This window comes from Aeoliella sp. (genome assembly GCF_965227375.1).
Classification (GTDB): Bacteria; Planctomycetota; Planctomycetia; order Pirellulales; family Lacipirellulaceae; genus Aeoliella.
In genome coordinates, this window is the sequence record NZ_CBDDFX010000001.1 from 2,385,739 (window position 1) to 2,404,156 (window position 18,418).

At 61.6% G+C, this 18,418-nt stretch carries 18 protein-coding genes; 6 read left to right on the plus strand and 12 right to left on the minus strand.

Going from position 1 to position 18,418, the window contains the following annotated elements:
- Nucleotides 1-4 precede the first annotated feature (4 nt).
- Together ACQK2L_RS09790 and ACQK2L_RS09795 are read right to left on the minus strand one after the other, a co-directional pair.
- Nucleotides 5-427, minus strand: a complete 423-nt coding sequence (locus ACQK2L_RS09790; protein WP_425396772.1) for a four helix bundle protein — start codon at nt 425-427, stop codon at nt 5-7.
- 47 nt (nt 428-474) lie between these two features.
- The gene (locus ACQK2L_RS09795; RefSeq protein ID WP_425396773.1) at nt 475-741 is read right to left on the minus strand and encodes a hypothetical protein; all 267 of its coding nucleotides are present in this window, start codon (nt 739-741) and stop codon (nt 475-477) included.
- 238 nt (nt 742-979) lie between these two features.
- Between ACQK2L_RS09795 and ACQK2L_RS09800 the strand changes: the two genes are divergently transcribed.
- Complete coding sequence (locus tag ACQK2L_RS09800) at nt 980-1,324, plus strand: P-II family nitrogen regulator (protein WP_425396774.1); 345 nt, start codon at nt 980-982, stop codon at nt 1,322-1,324.
- Between the two features lie 713 nt (nt 1,325-2,037).
- Here ACQK2L_RS09800 and ACQK2L_RS09805 read toward each other — a convergent pair.
- The 3 genes from ACQK2L_RS09805 to ACQK2L_RS09815 all read right to left on the minus strand — a co-directional run bounded on the left by ACQK2L_RS09805 (nt 2,038) and on the right by ACQK2L_RS09815 (nt 5,417).
- Nucleotides 2,038-2,571, minus strand: coding sequence for a helix-turn-helix domain-containing protein (locus ACQK2L_RS09805; protein WP_425396775.1), 534 nt, complete (start codon nt 2,569-2,571; stop codon nt 2,038-2,040).
- A 514-nt stretch (nt 2,572-3,085) separates the two neighbouring features.
- Nucleotides 3,086-4,861 carry a glycerophosphodiester phosphodiesterase family protein gene (locus ACQK2L_RS09810; RefSeq protein ID WP_425396776.1) on the minus strand — a complete coding sequence of 592 codons (1,776 nt, stop codon included), beginning with the start codon at nt 4,859-4,861 and terminating at the stop codon, nt 3,086-3,088.
- Nucleotides 4,862-5,048: 187 nt separating this feature from the next.
- Nucleotides 5,049-5,417 (minus strand): winged helix-turn-helix transcriptional regulator, encoded by a 369-nt coding sequence (locus ACQK2L_RS09815; RefSeq protein ID WP_425396777.1) that lies wholly within the window; start codon nt 5,415-5,417, stop codon nt 5,049-5,051.
- Nucleotides 5,418-5,507: 90 nt separating this feature from the next.
- On the opposite strand from ACQK2L_RS09815, the gene ACQK2L_RS09820 reads away from it, so the two are divergent.
- Complete coding sequence (locus ACQK2L_RS09820) at nt 5,508-5,951, plus strand: cupin domain-containing protein (protein ID WP_425396778.1); 444 nt, start codon at nt 5,508-5,510, stop codon at nt 5,949-5,951.
- A gap of 396 nt (nt 5,952-6,347) precedes the next feature.
- Nucleotides 6,348-6,950, plus strand: a complete 603-nt coding sequence (locus ACQK2L_RS09825; RefSeq protein WP_425396779.1) for a DUF6985 domain-containing protein — start codon at nt 6,348-6,350, stop codon at nt 6,948-6,950.
- On the opposite strand, the gene ACQK2L_RS09830 is transcribed toward ACQK2L_RS09825, so the two are convergent.
- Together ACQK2L_RS09830 and ACQK2L_RS09835 are read right to left on the minus strand one after the other, a co-directional pair.
- The gene (locus ACQK2L_RS09830) at nt 6,951-7,268 is read right to left on the minus strand and encodes a hypothetical protein (RefSeq protein WP_425396780.1); all 318 of its coding nucleotides are present in this window, start codon (nt 7,266-7,268) and stop codon (nt 6,951-6,953) included.
- Nucleotides 7,269-7,273: 5 nt separating this feature from the next.
- On the minus strand, nt 7,274-8,800 hold the full coding sequence (locus ACQK2L_RS09835; protein WP_425396781.1) for a C25 family cysteine peptidase: 1,527 nt from the start codon (nt 8,798-8,800) through the stop codon (nt 7,274-7,276).
- A gap of 187 nt (nt 8,801-8,987) precedes the next feature.
- Here ACQK2L_RS09835 and ACQK2L_RS09840 point away from each other — a divergent pair, with 187 nt between their 5' ends.
- Nucleotides 8,988-9,632, plus strand: coding sequence for a DUF3124 domain-containing protein (locus ACQK2L_RS09840; RefSeq protein WP_425396782.1), 645 nt, complete (start codon nt 8,988-8,990; stop codon nt 9,630-9,632).
- A gap of 57 nt (nt 9,633-9,689) precedes the next feature.
- Here the strand turns inward: ACQK2L_RS09840 and ACQK2L_RS09845 are convergent, their stop codons facing one another.
- Nucleotides 9,690-10,751, minus strand: a complete 1,062-nt coding sequence (locus ACQK2L_RS09845; RefSeq protein WP_425396783.1) for a hypothetical protein — start codon at nt 10,749-10,751, stop codon at nt 9,690-9,692.
- Between the two features lie 647 nt (nt 10,752-11,398).
- Here ACQK2L_RS09845 and ACQK2L_RS09850 point away from each other — a divergent pair.
- Together ACQK2L_RS09850 and ACQK2L_RS09855 are read left to right on the plus strand one after the other, a co-directional pair.
- Entirely contained in the window at nt 11,399-13,807 is a 2,409-nt protein-coding gene (locus ACQK2L_RS09850; RefSeq protein WP_425396784.1) for a hypothetical protein, read from the plus strand.
- A gap of 570 nt (nt 13,808-14,377) precedes the next feature.
- Nucleotides 14,378-15,544, plus strand: a complete 1,167-nt coding sequence (locus ACQK2L_RS09855; protein ID WP_425396785.1) for a tetratricopeptide repeat protein — start codon at nt 14,378-14,380, stop codon at nt 15,542-15,544.
- Nucleotides 15,545-15,563: 19 nt separating this feature from the next.
- Here the strand turns inward: ACQK2L_RS09855 and ACQK2L_RS09860 are convergent, their stop codons facing one another.
- The 4 genes from ACQK2L_RS09860 to ACQK2L_RS09875 form a co-directional block, all read right to left on the minus strand.
- On the minus strand, nt 15,564-16,094 hold the full coding sequence (locus ACQK2L_RS09860; protein ID WP_425396786.1) for a hypothetical protein: 531 nt from the start codon (nt 16,092-16,094) through the stop codon (nt 15,564-15,566).
- A gap of 325 nt (nt 16,095-16,419) precedes the next feature.
- On the minus strand, nt 16,420-17,217 hold the full coding sequence (trpA, locus tag ACQK2L_RS09865) for a tryptophan synthase subunit alpha (RefSeq protein WP_425396787.1): 798 nt from the start codon (nt 17,215-17,217) through the stop codon (nt 16,420-16,422).
- A 110-nt stretch (nt 17,218-17,327) separates the two neighbouring features.
- Nucleotides 17,328-18,104, minus strand: coding sequence for a hypothetical protein (locus ACQK2L_RS09870; protein ID WP_425396788.1), 777 nt, complete (start codon nt 18,102-18,104; stop codon nt 17,328-17,330).
- A gap of 24 nt (nt 18,105-18,128) precedes the next feature.
- The gene (locus tag ACQK2L_RS09875; RefSeq protein WP_425396789.1) at nt 18,129-18,350 is read right to left on the minus strand and encodes a hypothetical protein; all 222 of its coding nucleotides are present in this window, start codon (nt 18,348-18,350) and stop codon (nt 18,129-18,131) included.
- Nucleotides 18,351-18,418 lie beyond the last annotated feature (68 nt).

Here is an 18,418-nt window from a genome sequence, read left to right on the forward strand (position 1 = left end):
ACTACTAACGGTTGAGGTAGATCTTGGCAAAAATCAAATGGAGTTCTTTGGCTTCTTGCCAGACTGGTTTGGCGGATTCTCGGAGTTCTGGGACTGCGCGAACAATCATGCGGATGAAGGACTTCGACTCTCGAGCTTCTGTCTTGCAGTAGCTGATTCGATGTTTGAAGTCTTTCGTCGAGACCGCATCGTCGGCCTCGCAGTAGTTTGCCCCGACGCTTGTACCCGCGCCAATGAGCTGATCGATGAGTCGATTTGTCAGCGGACCGAATGGAACCTTCTTGGCAAAGTCGATAACCATTTTCCCAAATCTGGCCGTCCGCTCATCCAGATCGTAAACTCTTTCGGTAGCCCGACCCACAACCTCGTCCGAAACACTCCCATTAGTGCCAACCCGCTCGACATCAAGTGCTTTGTCATCAGTCATTGGGTACTTGGGTGTTTGGGTATTTCTTCATTGGGTACTTGAAGACGTCATTTTCCCGCCGCCATCAGTTCCTCCACCAGCTTCGCCAACAACTGCGGGTCGTCTTGCTCGCGGAGGTGGTCGATGCGGGATTGGGGGATTTCGAGCTTTTCCAGCGCGCCGACGATGTACTTCCACTGCCGCTCCCGGGCTTTGCCTTCGGCCAGGTACAGTTCGGTTACCAGTTCGCTGAGTCGCTGCAGCGACACCGCTTCGCGGTTGTCGTAGTAGCGTTTGATGATGTTCTGTTGGTACTTGGAATATTCTTTCGCCATGCTGCACGCTTGGATGTCGGAAGGATGGTAAGGTCAGGTGGTCGATTCTAGCGGGCGGGGGCGTTAAATCCCAGGCTCATCGTAGGGGCTGCAAAAATTGGTAGTTTGTAACGAGCAACACACCCACTTGGCGGCTTTCCGATGGTCCGTTTGCCAACTAGCGCATTTCGTCATTAGAATGAATGTTCGGCGGCTGGTTTTCACTTCAGGCTCTCCCATCTGTCCCCCGACCCCTCCCGTGAAACAAGTCATTGCGATCGTCAAACCGTTTCTCGTCGAGACGATTCTCGACAATCTCCGCCGAGCCCCCCTCGAGGCGGTCGAAGTCCGTGAGGTGAAGGGTTTCGGCAAGCAGAAAAGCTACCTCGACCAGTACACCGACAGCGAGTACAGCCAGGCGTTCCTGCCGAAGGTCGAAATCGTGCTATGGGTCGACGACTCCCGCTGCGAGGAAGTGGTCCGCCGAGTGGTCGAAGTCGCCCGCACCGGTCGCATGGGCGACGGCAAAATCCTGGTCCTCCCAGCGCAAAGCTACGAACGCGTGATCGATATGAGCAAGCTTAGCGAAACGGTCGAGCAGTAGTTGGTTGTTTCGCGGAAGTTGGAAGCAGTAGTGAGTGTGATATTATGACCACAATAGCCGACGAGCTACGCCTCGTCGGAAAGCCCACTGAGTAATTCTCTCCTACTCAAAAAGTACCCCACGCGTTCGTCCCACTTCCAGCCACGATGGTTGGGGAGGTACGAATTCGCTAGGTGGTCAAAGTGGGAACGGTCTCCGACGCGTTTTCGTGAAGCATCGCGCGAGAGCCACTTCTGATCACAGCGCGATTCTTTGAGTCGCAGCGTGAGTGACTTCTTGAAGCTCGCGCGTGTCTGCTTCCACTCCCGTTGTCGGTTGTGCCAACTCACTAGCAGGTGGATATGCTGATCGTCTGTTGCCACAGCGTGCACTCGGCATTCGACGTGTGGGCCCGCTTCAAGCAGTGTTTCGATCACTGTCAGTTGTACTTCGTCCGCCATAGAAACGGAGTCTTGCTTCATTAAGCTGCGATAGCTAGCGGCAAGTTCCTTGTCTTGGGGAAGAATCCCCTGATGCCGTCGAACAAAACCTCGAGAACGATCCGGGAGCCATGATCCATACGTGTGAAATGTGAAAAGATAGCATGGCATGTCCAAGCTCCCCCCTCGAAATCGCTTGTTCCGACGACACGTAGGTCGTCGGCTATTGCAGCTTGCTATTGCGAATTCCCCCTAGCGACGCATCGACGTCTCAACCAGCAACAAGCGAATCCGCTAACTCGTCTTCCGCACGCGCTCGTACAGCATCCTTACAAACTCCTCCAACAGCGCTCGGTCGCTGCTTTCCAGCACCACGCGAGCTTGGTTGATCACTTCGCGTTTGCGGTTCATCTCCTCAGCGGCTTTAACAGTGCCTTGTTCGTTCAGTTCGCCGCCGTGGCCGAAGCGGCTGTGTAGTTCGGCGAAGTCGGCGGCCGACCAGCCTTCGAACAGCGGTGCGTGGCTCTCGATTACCTGGCTGACGATGGGATTGGTGGCCTCGTCGAAACCTGCCGCGGCGATCGAGCCCGCGTCGACGAACAACTCCTCGACCGCCACCCCGAGCCCCTCGGCCAACTGCCGCAGCGTGCGAGCGTGGGCGTTTTTTTCGGCTCGGGCGATGGCGCGGACCGTGCGGTGGTCGAGCCCCGCAGCGTCGACCACTTCGTCGTACGTCAGAGAGTACAGCGCCATCAGCCGCCGCAGATTGTGCGCCACCACCCGGGCGGTCGCCGGCTGCGGGGCGGCAATCGGTGCAGCGATGGACATCGACAAATTCCCAGAGTGCGGACAACTCGGCAGGGTATGTGTACGAATTTACACTTTCTGCGACGTTTTGTCAACCCAGACCGCCCGAGATCGCACGAGGGACTTTGTCCCCGTTCTGTCCGTTTTGCCCCAACACTCGATCCATTGGCCCAAAACCCCAAGCGTTCCGCCCAGGAGTCGGTTGGCAAACCTCTAGTTTTCTCGGCCAAACCACTCAGGGAGTGCGACAAAACCCATCGCGTTGTTCCCCGCATGTCATGAGTTGGCCCAAAACTCGATAGTGGCCATTCGCTTCGCCGAACGAACTTCGTAGCTACAAGCACCAAGGCGCGCACCACCTCACCAACACGTGCGAAAACACGAATCGCCCGCGCCCAGTCGTCCGCCATCTGGCGACGGCAGCTACGAACCTACCGGTCGACCCTTACACTACCGCGCTGCGTGTAAGAAAAATACACAGCCGCGGCCAAGAAAATGGAAATGCAAAGACTTCCGAATGGACTCAGTCGCTACGCTACAACCTGGTCCGGAACCGGCGTGCACAGCCCCATACCAGCGTGGTGAGCAACAGGGCCACCGTAGCGGGCTCGGGAATCCGGAGGGCCTCCGTTTCGGACGAGAACTCGCTCAGCGACTTGCCGAAATTGCGCCGCCAGTTGTCGTAGTCTAGCTGATCGACTCGGCCGGAGGCGTTGCCATCGGCGCCCGTTCCCGGTGGGACAGTGCTCCCAAGTGAGTTTCGCCAAACCGTGTAGTCGGCGATATTCACACCGCCATCGCCGTTGTAGTCGCCGGCGAACAGCAGTTCCGACATCAAGTCGGGGCGGTCGGTTTCAATGGAGTCGACCCCCATCGCGATCAGTTGCTGCATCCGCGCGGTATCATTCACCGTGTAGACATCCACGTACATGTCGTTGCGATGAAACGCGTCGATCGCCTGTTGCGATATCGAGCCATGCGTCACCGATAGTCCATCGATGCCTTGCGCTTTGAGGGCTTGGAGGTTCGAGTCGCTGAGGTCGCTTGGCACGGAACTCAATAGCTGAATCTCCGCATTGCCAAAACGTGGGTCGTTCGTGTAGTTGTTACTCGGGGGCCACACCCAGATGTCCTCCACGGACGCGCCGGATTCTGTCAGCGAGGTGGCGATCGCATCCCGCAAAGCTTGACTGGCCGACACTTTGACGTCGAGCAGCAACCGGCATCTTCCGTCGATGTACTCCAGCGCCTCGGTGAGCGTCGGCACCTTTTCGCCAGCGAACTCCGATCCAAACCAACTGCCTGCATCGAGTTGTTTCACTTCGGCCAGCGTCAAGTTGGCGATTGGCCCTGTGCCGTTGGTGGTGCGATCCAAGGTGCTGTCGTGAAACACTACCGCGTGGCCATCGGCAGTAAGCTGAATATCGATCTCCATGTGGTCCGCGCCGGCCTCGAACCCCTTTTCGATCGCGGCCAGGGTATTCTCCGGCGCCAGAAAGCCGCCGCCCCGGTGAGCGACGACGAGCGTGCGGCCAAACAGCGGATCGGAGGGAGGGCCAGGGGGATCCGGAATCGTCGGCCCCGGCGTTGCGGCTCCCATCGAAGAGACGTTGCCCAGTTGGCGAATCTCTTCGGAACTCAAGGCTCGATCCGCAAAGCGATAACTGCCCAGGAAGCCCGGCTGAGTTTCGTTGTTCTCATCGGTGAGAATGTAGAAGTGCGAATCGAGCGCAAACCGAGAGCTGGAAGCGTCCTGCGTGCCAACCAACGATCCATTGATGTACTTGTTCATCACGCCGTTGGCTTGCCGCGTCATGGCGATGCGATTCCACGCGTCGGGGATCACCGCTCCGCTGTAGTTGCCGCTGATCCCGATGCCTCCGCTGGATTGGTTGCGGATGAAGAAGTCGCCGTCGTTGGAGTTCGACGTATTGGTCTGCAGCAGCGCCCGCCACTGGCCATCCGAACTAGAGGGCGAGTAGTAGTCCCAGATCATCGTGTACGCTTCGGTCAATCCGGCATTCGCTTCGATGCGGTATCCTTCGCTCGGTGTGGTAGCGGGGAATTGCATCACACGACCGGCCCCGCCGTCGGGAAACGCGGTTAGCGAGAACTGCTGAATATCGCCAAAGCTGGTTTCGACAGGTCCCCAACCCGTGCTCAGCGGATCGTAGTAGGTGACGAAGCGCGATCCGTCCGTCGACTCGAGCGGGTTTGCACCTGCGAAATCCCACACGACATCCACCGCCTGAGACGTCTTTGAGGCAAGAAAAGCGATCGCGACCAGGCAAAGCGACAAGGTGGTCTTCATAGATTCCGCACACAAGCAATCGGTCAGGGATGCAACTCAATAGTTATGGCCAGACTAAGTCCGCTGGGCCATCGCGTCAAGCAAAGAGCAATTGCGGAAGACACGACGAGAGATTTGCCCCAGCGCTGCGGACGTTTGCGGCCGAGGCGACTTGAAAGCGACTATCCATTTCCCACCGAGACCGCGGTCACCGCATGCGCTTTTGTGCCTCGGGTAACAGCTCGGTCTCGGCAATGTTCTCCAGCCCCCACTTCGCGACCTGCTTCACCAGCTTCCGCAGTGGCTGTCCGGCTTCGGTTAACTCGTACACCGACTTTCGGCGATCGTCGGCATCCTTGCTCTTCTTCACGTAGCCCATCGATTCGAGCATCTTCAACCGCGCGGCCAGGATGTTCGAGGCGATGCCCTCGGGCGAGGCGAGGAATTCTTCGAACTGCCGTGTGCCCAGCACCAGGTCTCTGATCACCAGCAGCGTCCAACGGTCGCCGACAATGTCCAGGGCGCAGGCGATTGGGCAGTCGCTGCGACGTTGGTCGAGTTGATTTCGTTTCGCCACGGAAATTCCCCTTGCAAGATGCAAGGCATTCGATACAATCCGGAAAACGCCTTGCAATATGCAACCTAATATACCACAGGAGATCCGAGAATGCACGATCAACCCACCACCGTGTTCGAGTCGGGCCCCATGTCCCATTGGAAGGACTTTCGCTTCCAGATACCCGGACTGCCGGCCACGGCGAAGGGCTTTCTCAAGGACCGGCTCGGGATGTCTGGCATGGAAGTCTCGCTGAATGTGCTGGGCCCCGGCGATCAGATGCCGTTTCTGCACCGCCACCGCGAGAACGAAGAACTCTACTTGTTCTTGAGCGGCACCGGCGAGTTCCAGGCGGATGCGCAGTTGTTTCCCATCGTCGATGGCACCTGTGTCCGGTGCGCTCCCGCCGTGAAACGCTCCTGGCGCAACACCGGCACCACCGACCTGCACTTCGTCGTCATCCAAGCGCCCAACACCCCAACCCCGGGCTCGATGATCGACGACGGAGAAATTGTCAGCGAGCCACCACAGTGGAACGCCACGAACGTTGGGTAGCGAAGCTAGGTAAGCTCAGCCCCGTCGTTCGTGGCCGAGTGCCTTGGAAGCAATTCGCCGCTGACCACCCCTTGCCGATTCCGCTACCACTTCGCAAGCTACAAGCATTGCCAACATCACCCCAGCGGAATCGCCACCATGCAGAACGAGCAACCGCCCGAAGAGACCCCAACGTGCCAGCGCGTGTGCCCGGTGTGCGGCGGCCAGCTGATCGAGATCCGCGCCAAACTCCAATGCGCGCGATGCCACACGATTTTGGAAACCTGCTGCGAAGGGGGGCGGGGGTGAAGGTGCAAGTTACCTTGCCAGCTGCTATCGATGGGTTTGCTCTGGGCGTGCGTAAGTATGCTATGCTGCGGGGAGTGACCAAATACAAGTACTCGCAGGTGATTTGTTATGTCATCCAGGGAAGAACGAATCTGGACGCATCCCAAACTGGGCGAACTGAAGTTGGGCGTTATCGATTGGGAAGGGCGGATTGAGTTGCCGTCGTTCGCCCGTTTCGATTCGCCGCTGCCGGTGGGTCGTTATGACCTGAACTTGGTTGAGAGCACCGAAGAGCCGCACCCGGACAAAGGGTTGGTCGACGCTGTGGTGGCCGTTGTGGAATCGGAAGCCGTGTTGGCCGATCGCGTGCTGCAAGCACTTTGGCAAGACCTGAATGGCACCGGACCCGAAACTGGGAATTGGTGGTATGGAAAGCTCGATAGTGGAGAAATTAATGCCTTTGTCGGTGACCCACCGACGGGGGCCAAGGACCTGATCATCTACTTTGAACTTCAAAGGCTGGAAGCTCGATTCGCGCCGGACGATTCTCCACTCGTTGAGCTATGTTGCCATGGCGACTGGGAGGAAGAACACGGGGTCGGAGTGCTCGTAGAGAAAGATGCAGTCGTTGGAATTGGTTACACCCTTGACGTTGTGCCATTCGGCGGACTTCCTCCCGCAAACAAGCCGATCAAGAACCCTTTTACGGGCGAGTGGATTTATCCGGAGTGACTACAGTCGTTGGCCTCCATTAGATCTAGTGCTTTCTGCGCCGCTGCAAGCGTCGGTTGCCATTCGTGAGTGCCTGTCCGCATAGATAACTTCTTCCATGTCATCGAGTTTCTGCAGTTCTTCGTACACGCGTTCCAATACACTAAGCTCGTTCGCTTGCAGCAGCCCTTGCCGGTCGGCCTCTGCCAGCGATTCCGCCCAATCAGTGAAACGGACTACGTTCTTCAACTGCGTAGTGTAGTTTACAGCGCAGCCTACCATGATTCGCAGGCAGTGCTTCATCATCATGCGAAACTTGTTCGTGAAGGTCGACTGCACTGGGCTTACTCCTCTCCACCCGACTCGCTGTCCACCTCCAAAACCGCCGCATACCACCCCTCCGGAGCCTCCGCTACCAGGCGAACCTCGCCCGCCTCGGTGACCGTGCCGGTCCACTCCACTTCGACGTGGAGCGCTCCGCGCGGTTCGTAGGTGAACAAGCGGTTGGCTTTGGTGAGCAACTCGCCCGCTTCGTCCTGGTCGACGTCGTTGGGGCGGAGAGGTAGTTCGATTCCGGCGGGGCGGAAGTGGACGTGCAGTTTCGTAGCGCCTGCGGGGCGTTCGACTTTCCACTGCCAGCCGTTGTCGGTTTTCTCGATGGTCGCGGTCAATTCGCGCGGCAGGCGGATGCGGGTGGCCGGGTCGCCCATCATGGCGTACATGCGGAGTTGGTCGCGGCGAAGGTTCGTGGTGTTGATCGGCTGTTCGAGGCTGCCTTCCAGGTCCTTCAACAGCGTTTCGAGCATCAGGTCGCGGAGCGCGTGGCCTGCGAGTTGCGAACCGAGCCACAGGTCGCCCAAGCGGTCGGGTAGAGTCCCTTCGGCGGTTGGTTCGAGCATCTGCTGCATGCCGGCGATCGTCAAGCAGTTGGGGAGCGGGTGCGACTGCGTGGTCGCGCCGACCGCGGCCACCGGGCCGCCGGGCGCCAGGACCATTCGCTCGGAGACGCACCTCTCACGCGCGGTGAAGTTGCCCGAGTCGCACGTGAATAACAACAGCGGGCACGCCGGTTCGCCTTCGGCGAGCGCGCCTGCGTGCCGGCGGACGTCGTAAAAGGTGCGTCGCCCGATTCCGGCGACCGACACCCAGGAGTACTCCGATCCGTGCGCGCCGACGGTGGCCAGCACTCCGCCCCGCGCGAGCCACTGGTGGAACGTGGCCGCCTGATCGTCGGGCCAGCCGCAAAACGCCGATGCGGGATCGCCGGAGATTAACGAGACCTCGCCCCACGCCGGCAGCCGCGTGCGAAGCTGGCTCACCGCCAGCCCGGTCGCCATGCGATTGACCATCGGCGTGGCCAGCGGGTGTCCCATCCAGGCGGGCATTCGCAGGTCGTCGGTGGTCCACGGCCGGCGCTCGTAAGCGATGATCTTCCGCGTCATCACGTCGAGTTCCTCAAGCGACCGCGCCGGCAATCGACCCACCGGCACCTCCGGCGCACCATCGCCGTCGAGGTCACCATGCATCGCGTCGGAGTAAAACTCTTCCCGCTGCGAGGCAATCCACCGATACAGCGAACACACCCGCGCATCGACCTGCCACGCAGGGTCGGGCTGTTCTCCCTCACTCGCCACATCGCCCACCAAGAGCAGATAGTCCGGCGCAGGATGCTGCTTCAGCGCCTCGGCCGGCTGCCCCACAAACAGGGCAACTTCGAGTCCATCCTGCTTTCGATGCTCGACGAGCGGCTTAAGCCCAGGCGCCAGTTCCGCCGTGGTGACGGCCAACCAGAGTTCGGCTTGGGCGGGCGTGACAGCTGCGATCAAAAGTGTGGCGAGGATCGGAACGATCTTCAACTTCCACCAATTCATATTGCCTTGCTCCGTTCAGCGTCAGGGTGCCACTCACCTCCGTTAGTGTAGGCCAAGTGAGTTCGGTTTGCACCCAGAGTGCACTCCCTAGCGCGGCGTCTCGCTATGGGGAACCTATCTCATTAGAATCGCGTAAGGTCAAGAGTTTCCGCAGTAGCTAGCGAGCCGCAAGGTTGGAGAGGGTCGAATGGCAAAGAAATCAGAGCGCTTTCCCAGCTGGTTCCTCTGGATCTGGGAACGGGGTTTCGTGGGATCGATCGTGATCTTGTTGATCCTCATGGCCGTCGTGTGCGGACTAGCGGTGTACTTCGACCAGCGACTGAGCGGGATCGAGGAGAAGGTAACCTACCAACCGCCGCGCAACTACGAGCCGCCCGACCTGAAAGCTCTCCTGGCGGAAAACGTCGACCCCGATTCCATCGTCACCCAGCGGCTCGTGTACGTTCCCATTTACTCCCATGTCTATTACAACCAGGGCCGGCCCTACCTTCTGGAAGCCACGCTCAGTATCCGCAACACCGACCTGCGCAACGCTGTGTATGTTCGCTCGGTCCGCTACTACGACACGAGAGGCGAGCTGGCCAAGACCTACGTCGACCAGCCAATCCGGCTCGGGCCGCTGGAAACCATCGAGTTCCTCGTCAAAGCCCACGACACCACCGGCGGATCGGGAGCCAACTTCCTCGTCGAGTGGTTCTCAACGGACTCCATCAACGAACCAATCATCGAGGCGGTGATGGTAGGCACGAATGGTGCTCAGGGGATTGCTTTTTCGCGCAGCGGACAGGTGCTGAATGGCACGGTTGATGAAGGCGCGTCGGCAGATGAATGACCGCGGAGCGGTCGGGTAGTCTGTTCCCACGCGGAGCGTGGGAACGAGGAGAGCTCGCTAAGCCCCCTCTGCCGAATACTCCACCACCACTTGCCCCTCGAGTTCGGGGTAGAACAGATCGCGCGTCGCTGCCAGCAGGCGGCGGGTGGCGGGGGTGGCCGTTTGGCATTTGGCTTGTAGCGGCAGGATTAGCCAGCGGCCTTCGGGCCAGCGGACTTCCATTACCTTGCCGCAGTCTTCGAACAGCTGGTATACCCGGGCGCGGGTCACGCCGAGGTGTTCGGCTTGTTCCTTGACGCTGACGCTCGCGCCTTCGAGGCCGAGTCGCTCGGCGGCCAACTCGGCGACTTGCTCGCCCAGGTCGAGTTCGATCTGATCGACCATCCGCTGCACCAGGTTGCGGCGCACCTCGGCCAGCGTGGGTGGCTTTTCGGTCACCAGCGTGAGGTTCAACCACCGTGTGACCGGCGGGATGAATCGCGGTACCAGATCCAGCTCCAATGTTTCGCTCTGAGCGGACGTCGACACCGCTTCGTGCACGGTGGCGAACACTTCGAGGATGGCGTGCACCCGCTTTTCGCCATGCGTGCGGAGGCGACGAATCTGCGCCAACGTTCGATCGGCGTACTCGCCCAGCGGCGTGTGCCAGATCACCGTGGGCAGCGTTTGCAGCGAGGGCGCCAGCCGGCCCAGCGAGTGGCTGGTGAATCCGTGCTGGCGGACCGTTTCGCACCAGGTGCTCCACAGCGATTCGGAGACCTGCGTGGGATCGAAGCCGGCCGAGGTGATCACTTGCTCGGTGGGCGTGGTTTCTTCCAACCCGAACGGCTGCTGCGACGACTCGAAGTCAGCCGCGCGGCGTAACAGGGCGAAGAAGCCCTCGATCTTTTTCTGCCCCACGCCGGGCGTCTTGAGGAGTTGGTCGAACGATTTTTCGAGCAGCGACCGCAGATCGCGATCCAGAAAAGCGATGGGCAGCCGTCGGTCGGTCGGCAACACCCAGTAGGAGAGTTGTTTATCCAGCCGCCCATCGTCGGGCGAGTCCAGCAAACGGCGACGAAGCCGTTCGTAGGTTCCTAGTTGCCGGTAGACGTTGGTAGAAGCGGCTTTCCTAGCCATAGTGATACGATTCTCATTGCAGGCGCATGGTGGCGATGTGTCCGCATCCGCAAGTCCCTTCGCCACCACCCAAGAGGAGTTCGGCCAGAACCCAGCAGGGCCGACAGTCATCTCGTCGCGTCGTCGCCCCGGTGGCCGATCGACGCGGGGCCGATCGCATGCAATACCAAATAGAAGCCGTCACCAAAAATGCACCAGGGCAGGGAGAGGTTCATCTCTCTCGTTGGCGACATTGTCGCGCACAGGGGTCAAAAGTCAAGCAGTATCTCGGCTTTCCACCCTTTGCGGCACGTGATTCGCTTGCTCGCGGCTCTCAAGAACGTCCCATCTTACCCAAGCTAAGAGCGCGGACGTGGTAAGGACGCAACAAAGTGAGCGCGCTGGTTGGCAAGTAGTAGGGTGGGTGGTTCTGCCGGCACGACGCTTTGCCATTCGCGTGCCCTCACCACCGGCAGGTTCACCCACCGTTCCGAGCGGTCGTGGATGGTGGGTGAACCCATCGGCGATACAATTGCCCTGCCGGTTCACTCCAGCACCGCCGATGGAACCACCCACCCTACGAATTCGGCCTGCAAACCGCGCGGTTGCCCTGGACACGAGGCACCTCTACGGGCGACAGTGGGGGAAACGTTCCCCTGATACACGCTGTGAAATATCCCACCTTCCACCTGCTGTTGTTGCTCGCACTACTCGCTGGTGGCGTCGCCCGCGCGGCTTCGTCGGATCAGCGGTACATGGACTACCTGCGCGCGCGGCAGATGTATCGCCTGGCGGAGGTTTACGCGCGCGGGCGGCTGGGCTCGGGCGAGTTGGATCCCCGCGGCGAGGTCGAGATGGCCATCGAGCTGTCGCTGGTGGAGGTGGCTCGGGCGTACGACGTTCCTTCGGTCGAGCGAAAGGGACATTGGCAAGCCGCGCACCAGGCGATTGCTCCGTGGGTCGCCGCGAAGCAGCCTTTCAGTTTGTTGGCCGAGTTGCAGGACGCATTGAACCTGCTGGATGAAGCGGAGCTCGAGCACTTGGAGCTCACTGGTCGCAACGACCCAACCGAGCGCCAACAACTGCAAGCCCGGCTGCGGCAGTCGATTGACCTATTGCGCAGCGTGGCCGACGAACTCGAGCGCCGCCGCCGCGAGCGGGCGCTGGGGCAGTCGCGCACGGCGGCCGAGTTTACCGAGTCGGAACTCGCAGGACTCGCGCGGAGCATCGCCATCGAACTCGCCCGCGCGTACCGGTTGCAGGGGCTGACCTACCCGCCGGGCTCCGACGATCGAGTGAACGCGCTGCAGCAGACGTCCGAGTCGCTCACCCGCTTGGCCGCAGGCACTCCGGCCGACGCGCTGGTGTGGCGCGCCCGCGTGGCGCTGGCCCGCGCGCTGGCGGAACTGAATCAAACGGAGCAAGGCCTCGCGCTACTTACCAGTTGGCAAACCGAAACCGTGCCTGCCGAGTTCGCCGGCGAGATGCTGGCCGCCGAAGCACGGTTGCTGGCGGCCGCCGGACGCGCGGACGAAGCGCTGGCGAAGCTCGCAACGCCCCCTCCTGGTGGTTCGGCCGCGGTGGACCTGGCGCGGCTGGAACTGCTATTGTCCGCCGACCAGCGCGACGCGGCGACCGTCGAGTCGCTGTTGGGCGTGGTTCGCGCGAACCACGCGCCACGGTACGTCCGCCAGGCCGAAGCGATGGTGGGTGAGCAATTCGCGTCCGCGGCCGACATGACCACCGCCGGCGGCAAGGTGCTGGCCGCCGAGCATTTCTACCGCGCGGGCAACTATACCGCGGCTGTCGCCGCGTACGATCAGGCGGCCGAGATGTACCGCAGGCAGGCAAATCGCGAGCGGGCGTTCGCCGCCGAGCGTGCGGCCGCCGCGGTGATGCAGCGGCAACGCGTGTTCGACGAAGCGGCCACTCGGTTCCGCCGACTCGCCCTGGCGTCGGTCGATCGCGAGGACTCTTCCATCGATCACCGCGAAGCCATCCTGTCGCTCGCCGAAGTCGCTCGCCAGGCGTCGGGCGACGAGGCCGATCAGGCGATGGCCAACTACCTGGAGCTGTGCCGCGAGCACCTGCGTCATTGGTCCTCCGGACAAACGGCCGCCGAAGTGCGTTGGTGGCTCGCCAGCGCACTGGCGGCTCGCGGGCAGTGGCAGGCGACCTTGGACGTGCTGGAAGAAGTCGACAGCTCGTCGCCCTACTACGAGCCGGCGACCGCGCTGCTCTCCACCGCGTACCGCGAGCGAGTTGGCCAGCTATCGGACAACAGCCAGCGGCAACAGATGGTCCGCACCGCGTGGACCAGGCTGCTGCCGGCCATCGTCGGTCAAGGCTCCACCACGCGCTGGCCCACCGCGTGGACCGAGTCGCAGCGCACCATCGCGCTGGAGCTCGCCAGGTTGATGCTCGACGCAGGCGACGCGAGCAATGCCGAGAAGCTGCTGAGCAAAGCGTTGAGCGACCCTCCCGAGCCGCCGCCTGAGTACAAGGACAGCGCGACGCCGGTGCTGGCCATGGCACTGGTGGCCGGTGGCAAGACGGCCGAGGCGATGGACCTGTTGCGCGGCGGCGGCGCGAGTGCGTCGCTCGAGCCGCTCGCCGATCGGCTCACTGCGCAGCTCACCACCTACGCCCGCAGCCCCACGCCCCGCCGCACCGAACGGGCCGCGCTCGGGCAACTGCTGTTGGAGGTACTGAAAGCAGCCGGCGACAGCTCCTCGAACTGGAAACTCCCCGCCGACCGCTACCGCGCAGCTGCGCTGGCCGCCGTGGCCAACCAGGCCGAAGCCCGGCAGCTCTACGAGTCGCTCACCACCACGCTGCCCAAGCGCGGCGACATCCAGGAAGAATACGCCGAGCTGCTGGCCGAGAGCGACATGGTAGCCGACCGCGAAGCCGCGCTCGCGCGGTACGCGCTGATCGAATCCGCTACGCGCCGCGGCACCGACCGCTGGCACCGCGCCCGGCGAGCGCGAATCGAATTGCTCATGAAACTCGGCCGCCGCGCGGAGGCCGAGAAGCTCGAGAAGCTCACGCGGTTGTTGGGTGGACGAGAGAATTAGTCGCGGATCGGCGCGGATTTGGGCGGATGCTCGCGGATCAGAGTGAGCGATTCGACGCGCCAAAGCAGCCCCGAAGGGGCCCAACATGTTAGCCCGGGGCAAGCGGCGAGGAACGAGCCAAGCGCCGCCCCGGGTGTTGAGGGCAAACCTAATCGCGGTCGAGCAGTACGTTGTCCACTAGTCGGAGAATGATCGAGACCGCAATCGGACCGACGTTTGCCACATAGAACCTTGGTGGTCTTTTCGCCTTGTAGTCCTCTTCGTGGCTTTTGCTCTGGTTCCTGGTTGGAGGTTAGCGCTGTATCTAGTTTCAGCCACGGATAGACACCGATGAAGCACGGACACTCAGTATTCACGCTGCGGCCCGATTGCGGTCTCGGTCGCGCTCCGGCTGATAGCGAATCTACTCCTCGACCGCGATACTATTTGCTCCTTCGCCCCGGGGCGGCACTTGGCTCGTACCTCGCCGGCGCTTGCCCCGGGCTAACATATTTCGCCCCTTCGGGGCTTTGGTTTGGTAGCAGCGCTGCCCCTGCCCATCGCCTACCGCCGGCTGTTACACTGCACGTCATGGACGATTCCCCCGCCACCACCACCGAACCGAAACTCGCCGGCGAGCGGATTGCGCTGGCGGGGCGGCTGGCTAGTATGTCGCGGGCCGAGGCCGTGAAGGTGGTCGCCGCGCATGGCGGAGTGCTGCAATCAAAGGCGGATGAATCGACCACGCTGGTGGTCAAGGGCGACGAAGTGCCGATGGCCGACGTGGCGGCCGAGCTCGCGGAGGTGGTGCAGCAGTTGCTCGCCAGCGGGCGGGTGACGCTGGTCGACGAGACGCAGCTCTGGCGGCGCGTCGGGCTGGTGGACGAAGAAGTTGGTGTGAGCCGACTCTACACGCCGGCGCTGCTCGCCGAGATGGTGAAGGTCGACTCGCGGACCATCCATCGCTGGCATCGTCGCGGCTACCTGCTCCCCGCGTGCGAGGTTCGCAAACTGCCGTACTTCGACTTCGCCGAGGTGCGTGTTGCCCGCCGCCTGGCCGAGTTGGTGCACGCCGGCGTGTCGCTGGTGAGCATCGACCGCCAGATGGCCGAGCTGGCGCGGCTCGCGCCGGACGTCGCGCGACCGTTGGCCGATCTGTCGATCGTGGTCGAAGGAGGCAAGATCTTTTTGCGGCGCGGCAGCGAGCTCACTGAGCCCAGCGGCCAGTTGCTGATCGACTTCGACGCACCCAGCGATGTTGCACCTCCGCCCGAAGTAGCCAACCCCGGTATGGCCGACGCGCCGCCGACGAGTGACGAGCTGCGCGACGCGGCCATGGAACTGGCCGACGGCGGTGAGCCGGCCGCCGCGCTTGAGCTGTATCGCGGCGTGTTGCTCTCCGGCGAAGCGGACGCCGAGGATCACTTCCTGGTGGCCGACTTGCTCTACCAAATGGGCGACCTGGCCGCCGCCCGCGAGCGATACTTCATGGCCATCGAATTGGACGACGAATACGACGAAGCCCGCGTGAACCTGGGCTGCGTGCTGTTGGAACTAGGCGAAGTGGAACACGCCACGGCTGCCTTCCGCGGCGCCCTGGCCGCCAACCCCGACCTGGCCGACGCCCACTACCACCTGGCCACGACGCTCGAGCGCCTGGGCCACGCCGACGAAGCCCGCGAGCACTGGCAATCGTTCCTGCACCTCGCGCCGGAAAGCCCGTGGGCGGAAGAAGCGCACGAGCGACTGGGGGAGTGACGGTTCTTGGTCGAATCGATCAATCCAGCAGGATTGGTCCGGCGATGCCGTCTTCTTCTTCCCAGGCCTTGCGGACTTCTTGCAGGCCGTAGGTGCAGATGTCGAAGCAGTCGCTGAGCCGTTGCAGCACTTCGCTGGGGGCTTGTTCGCGCTCGACCGGAATGCTGCTGGCGATCAGGTAGTTGCGTTTGCCCTGGTCGCGGTAGTCCAGCAGCATGTCCTTGCCGCCAGTCCGCTGCATGCGATCGGCCACCTCGGGGTAGACGCCGGTCCAGAACAAAGTGAAGTCGCCGATGTGGCGATGCAGTTGCCGCTTGGCGGGGCCCTGGCGATGCATGGCTTCTTCGAGCATGTCGGCCACTTGAGTCAGCCGCTGCCCGCGCGGACTGCGAACCGCGTACACGTCTTCGGACCGCAGGAACCGAGCCAGCAGCTCGCTGATATAGTCCACTAGCGGAGGGTCGGCGACCCCAAGACGAGTTTGAAAGACGTACTCGGTAACTCCGGCAAAAAAGCGACGGACCTGTTCGCCGCGGCGATGCTCGTGCATGTCGAAAGGCCTCCTCACGAAAGCTAATGAGCTTGAACGTCAAGCTCGCGCCTGTGGACACACGGTTAGCCAAGCGACCATTTATCAAATAGTCGCCGACTATATCAATAGTAGTTTGCGGCCACTGGGGAGGTCAAACTTTTCGCACAAGAGGATTCGGGTTCCAGCACGCTAAAGCGTGGGAAAACAGCGATTTGCGGTCAAGTCGAGCCGAACAGATTCGTTGCGAACAGAAACCCACAGCCGGAGGCACACTTGCCTCCGCGACCTTACGGACCTCGTGGAGGTCCGGCTAGTAGAGGAACGTGGACACCAGCGAGGCTACTTAAAACGCCCCCAACAACTCCGACACGTAGTCGCCCACTTCCTTGAGCACTTCGTCGCGGGGACGCTGGGCGGCTTCGGCCACCCGGCGCACTACGGCCGAGCCGACGATCAGTCCATCGGCCACCGGCGCGAGTAGCTTGACGTGCTCTGGCTTGTTGATGCCGAAGCCGATGCAGATTGGCAGCGGGGTTTGGCTTCGCAGCCAGCTCACGTTCTCCACCAGTTCCGGCGGCAGCTCGGTTCGTTCGCCGGTGATGCCGGTCACCGAGACGTAGTAGACGAAGCCGCTGGAGGTTTCGCAGATCTTTAGCGCCCGCTCGCGGGGCGTGGTGGGGGTGACCAGTTGAATGAGCGACAGGTCGCGCGCGCCGCAGATCTTGGCCAGTTGCGGCGACTCCTCCACCGGCAAGTCGGGCACGATCAGCCCTTGCACTCCGGCGGCCTTTACGTCGTCGCAGTACTGCTCGAGCCCGTGGCGGTAAATGATCGCGTAGCTGACCATCGTCACGACAGGCGCGGTGAGCTTGGGCGTCACTCGGCCGAGCATCTCGAGGATGGACGCGAGCTTCACCTTCTTCTCCAGCGCCCGCGTGTAGCTGGCCTGCACCACCGGGCCATCGGCGATGGGATCGCTGTAGGGAATGCCCACTTCGAACAGGTGCGCGCCACGGCCGACCATTTCCTCGAGCGCCGCCGCGGTGAACTCCACGTCGGGATCGCCCGCAGTGACGAACGGCATCAGCGCCTTCTTGTTTTCGGAGCGGAGGCGGGTGAACAGGTCGTCGATGGCGGACATGGTAGCGGGACGCAATGGCGGAGTATTGGAGTCTTTGGGCAAGCAGTGTCAAGATACAGGATAGGCAACCAGCCAGCGTTGCACCAGCGGGCCGATATGTCGAGAAGCACTTACTTCGTAAATGGTTCCATGGTCACAGTGTTGGGAAACACAAAGACGCCTAGTTCTCCACGGAGTTCGCCAGCGAGGAGATGGATCTCTTCGATGGGGCCCGTCACATGGCATTTCGGAAGCCGAGCCGATAGTTCCACTACGCCTTCGAATGTCATGTTAGGACCGGTTACAACCAGCGATTCCAGATTCTTCATCCCGTAGAGCAACGGTAGCCCGTCATCGGAGATTTCCGACTGGCTGATGCTCAGCCGGCGAAGCGAGTCGAGCCTGCTTAGCACAGTAAGGTCGTCGTCGTTCAGATCGGAACGGGAGATGTAAAGCTCCGTGAGATGAGGAGAGTTGGCTACGAGGTGGAGCAATCGCTTCTTCCCTCCTTCGAAGCGAGACCAGCGCGGCGAGCTGAGTTTGACCTCTTCAATCTCCTGAAAGTACTCGTCGCCCAGAGTCGTCCTCAGCCACGTTGGACCTTCCGGGTGCTCGGGATCCTTAGGAGGAGTTCCTGACCTCATCGCTCGACGCCACTGCTCAAATTGAGCTACCCTATCCGCATAACTCGGTTGCCAATCGAAGCGCAGCTCGCCACCCACACTGGTCACAGCCGCAGTCAACTGTCGTTGCCGCCGCGCTTTAACGGCCAGCGTGCCCACGGCGATGCAGAGCAGGGTGACCACTACCAGAAACGTTCGCAGGCCATACTGGAGCCAGTGTCTTCGCTTTGGTCGACGAGGGACTTCGTTGGTGCTCGCCACGTCCGTTTGCTTCTGCCAGATCATGACGAGTCCACAGTCCTTTGTTGATTACCCGCGAAAGTTGGCCGCGGTCCGTAGCGGCTTGACGACCGACGACCGCCAACACCAATGCGCGACGTGTGCGACCAGGCAGAACAGCATCACTGCGAGCGACGTGCTGAACACGAACCACCGGCCCGAGTGATGCCAAAGAAACGCTGGCGCGGGAATCCAGCACACTCCGCAGACGAGCATGGCGAGGATTGCGAGTTCACCAAATCCAATGGTCATCGTGACGCCGTGGCGGAGGTGGGTCTTGGAGTCGTCTGGCAGGTCGCCAGACGTTCCGCCGAGTATAT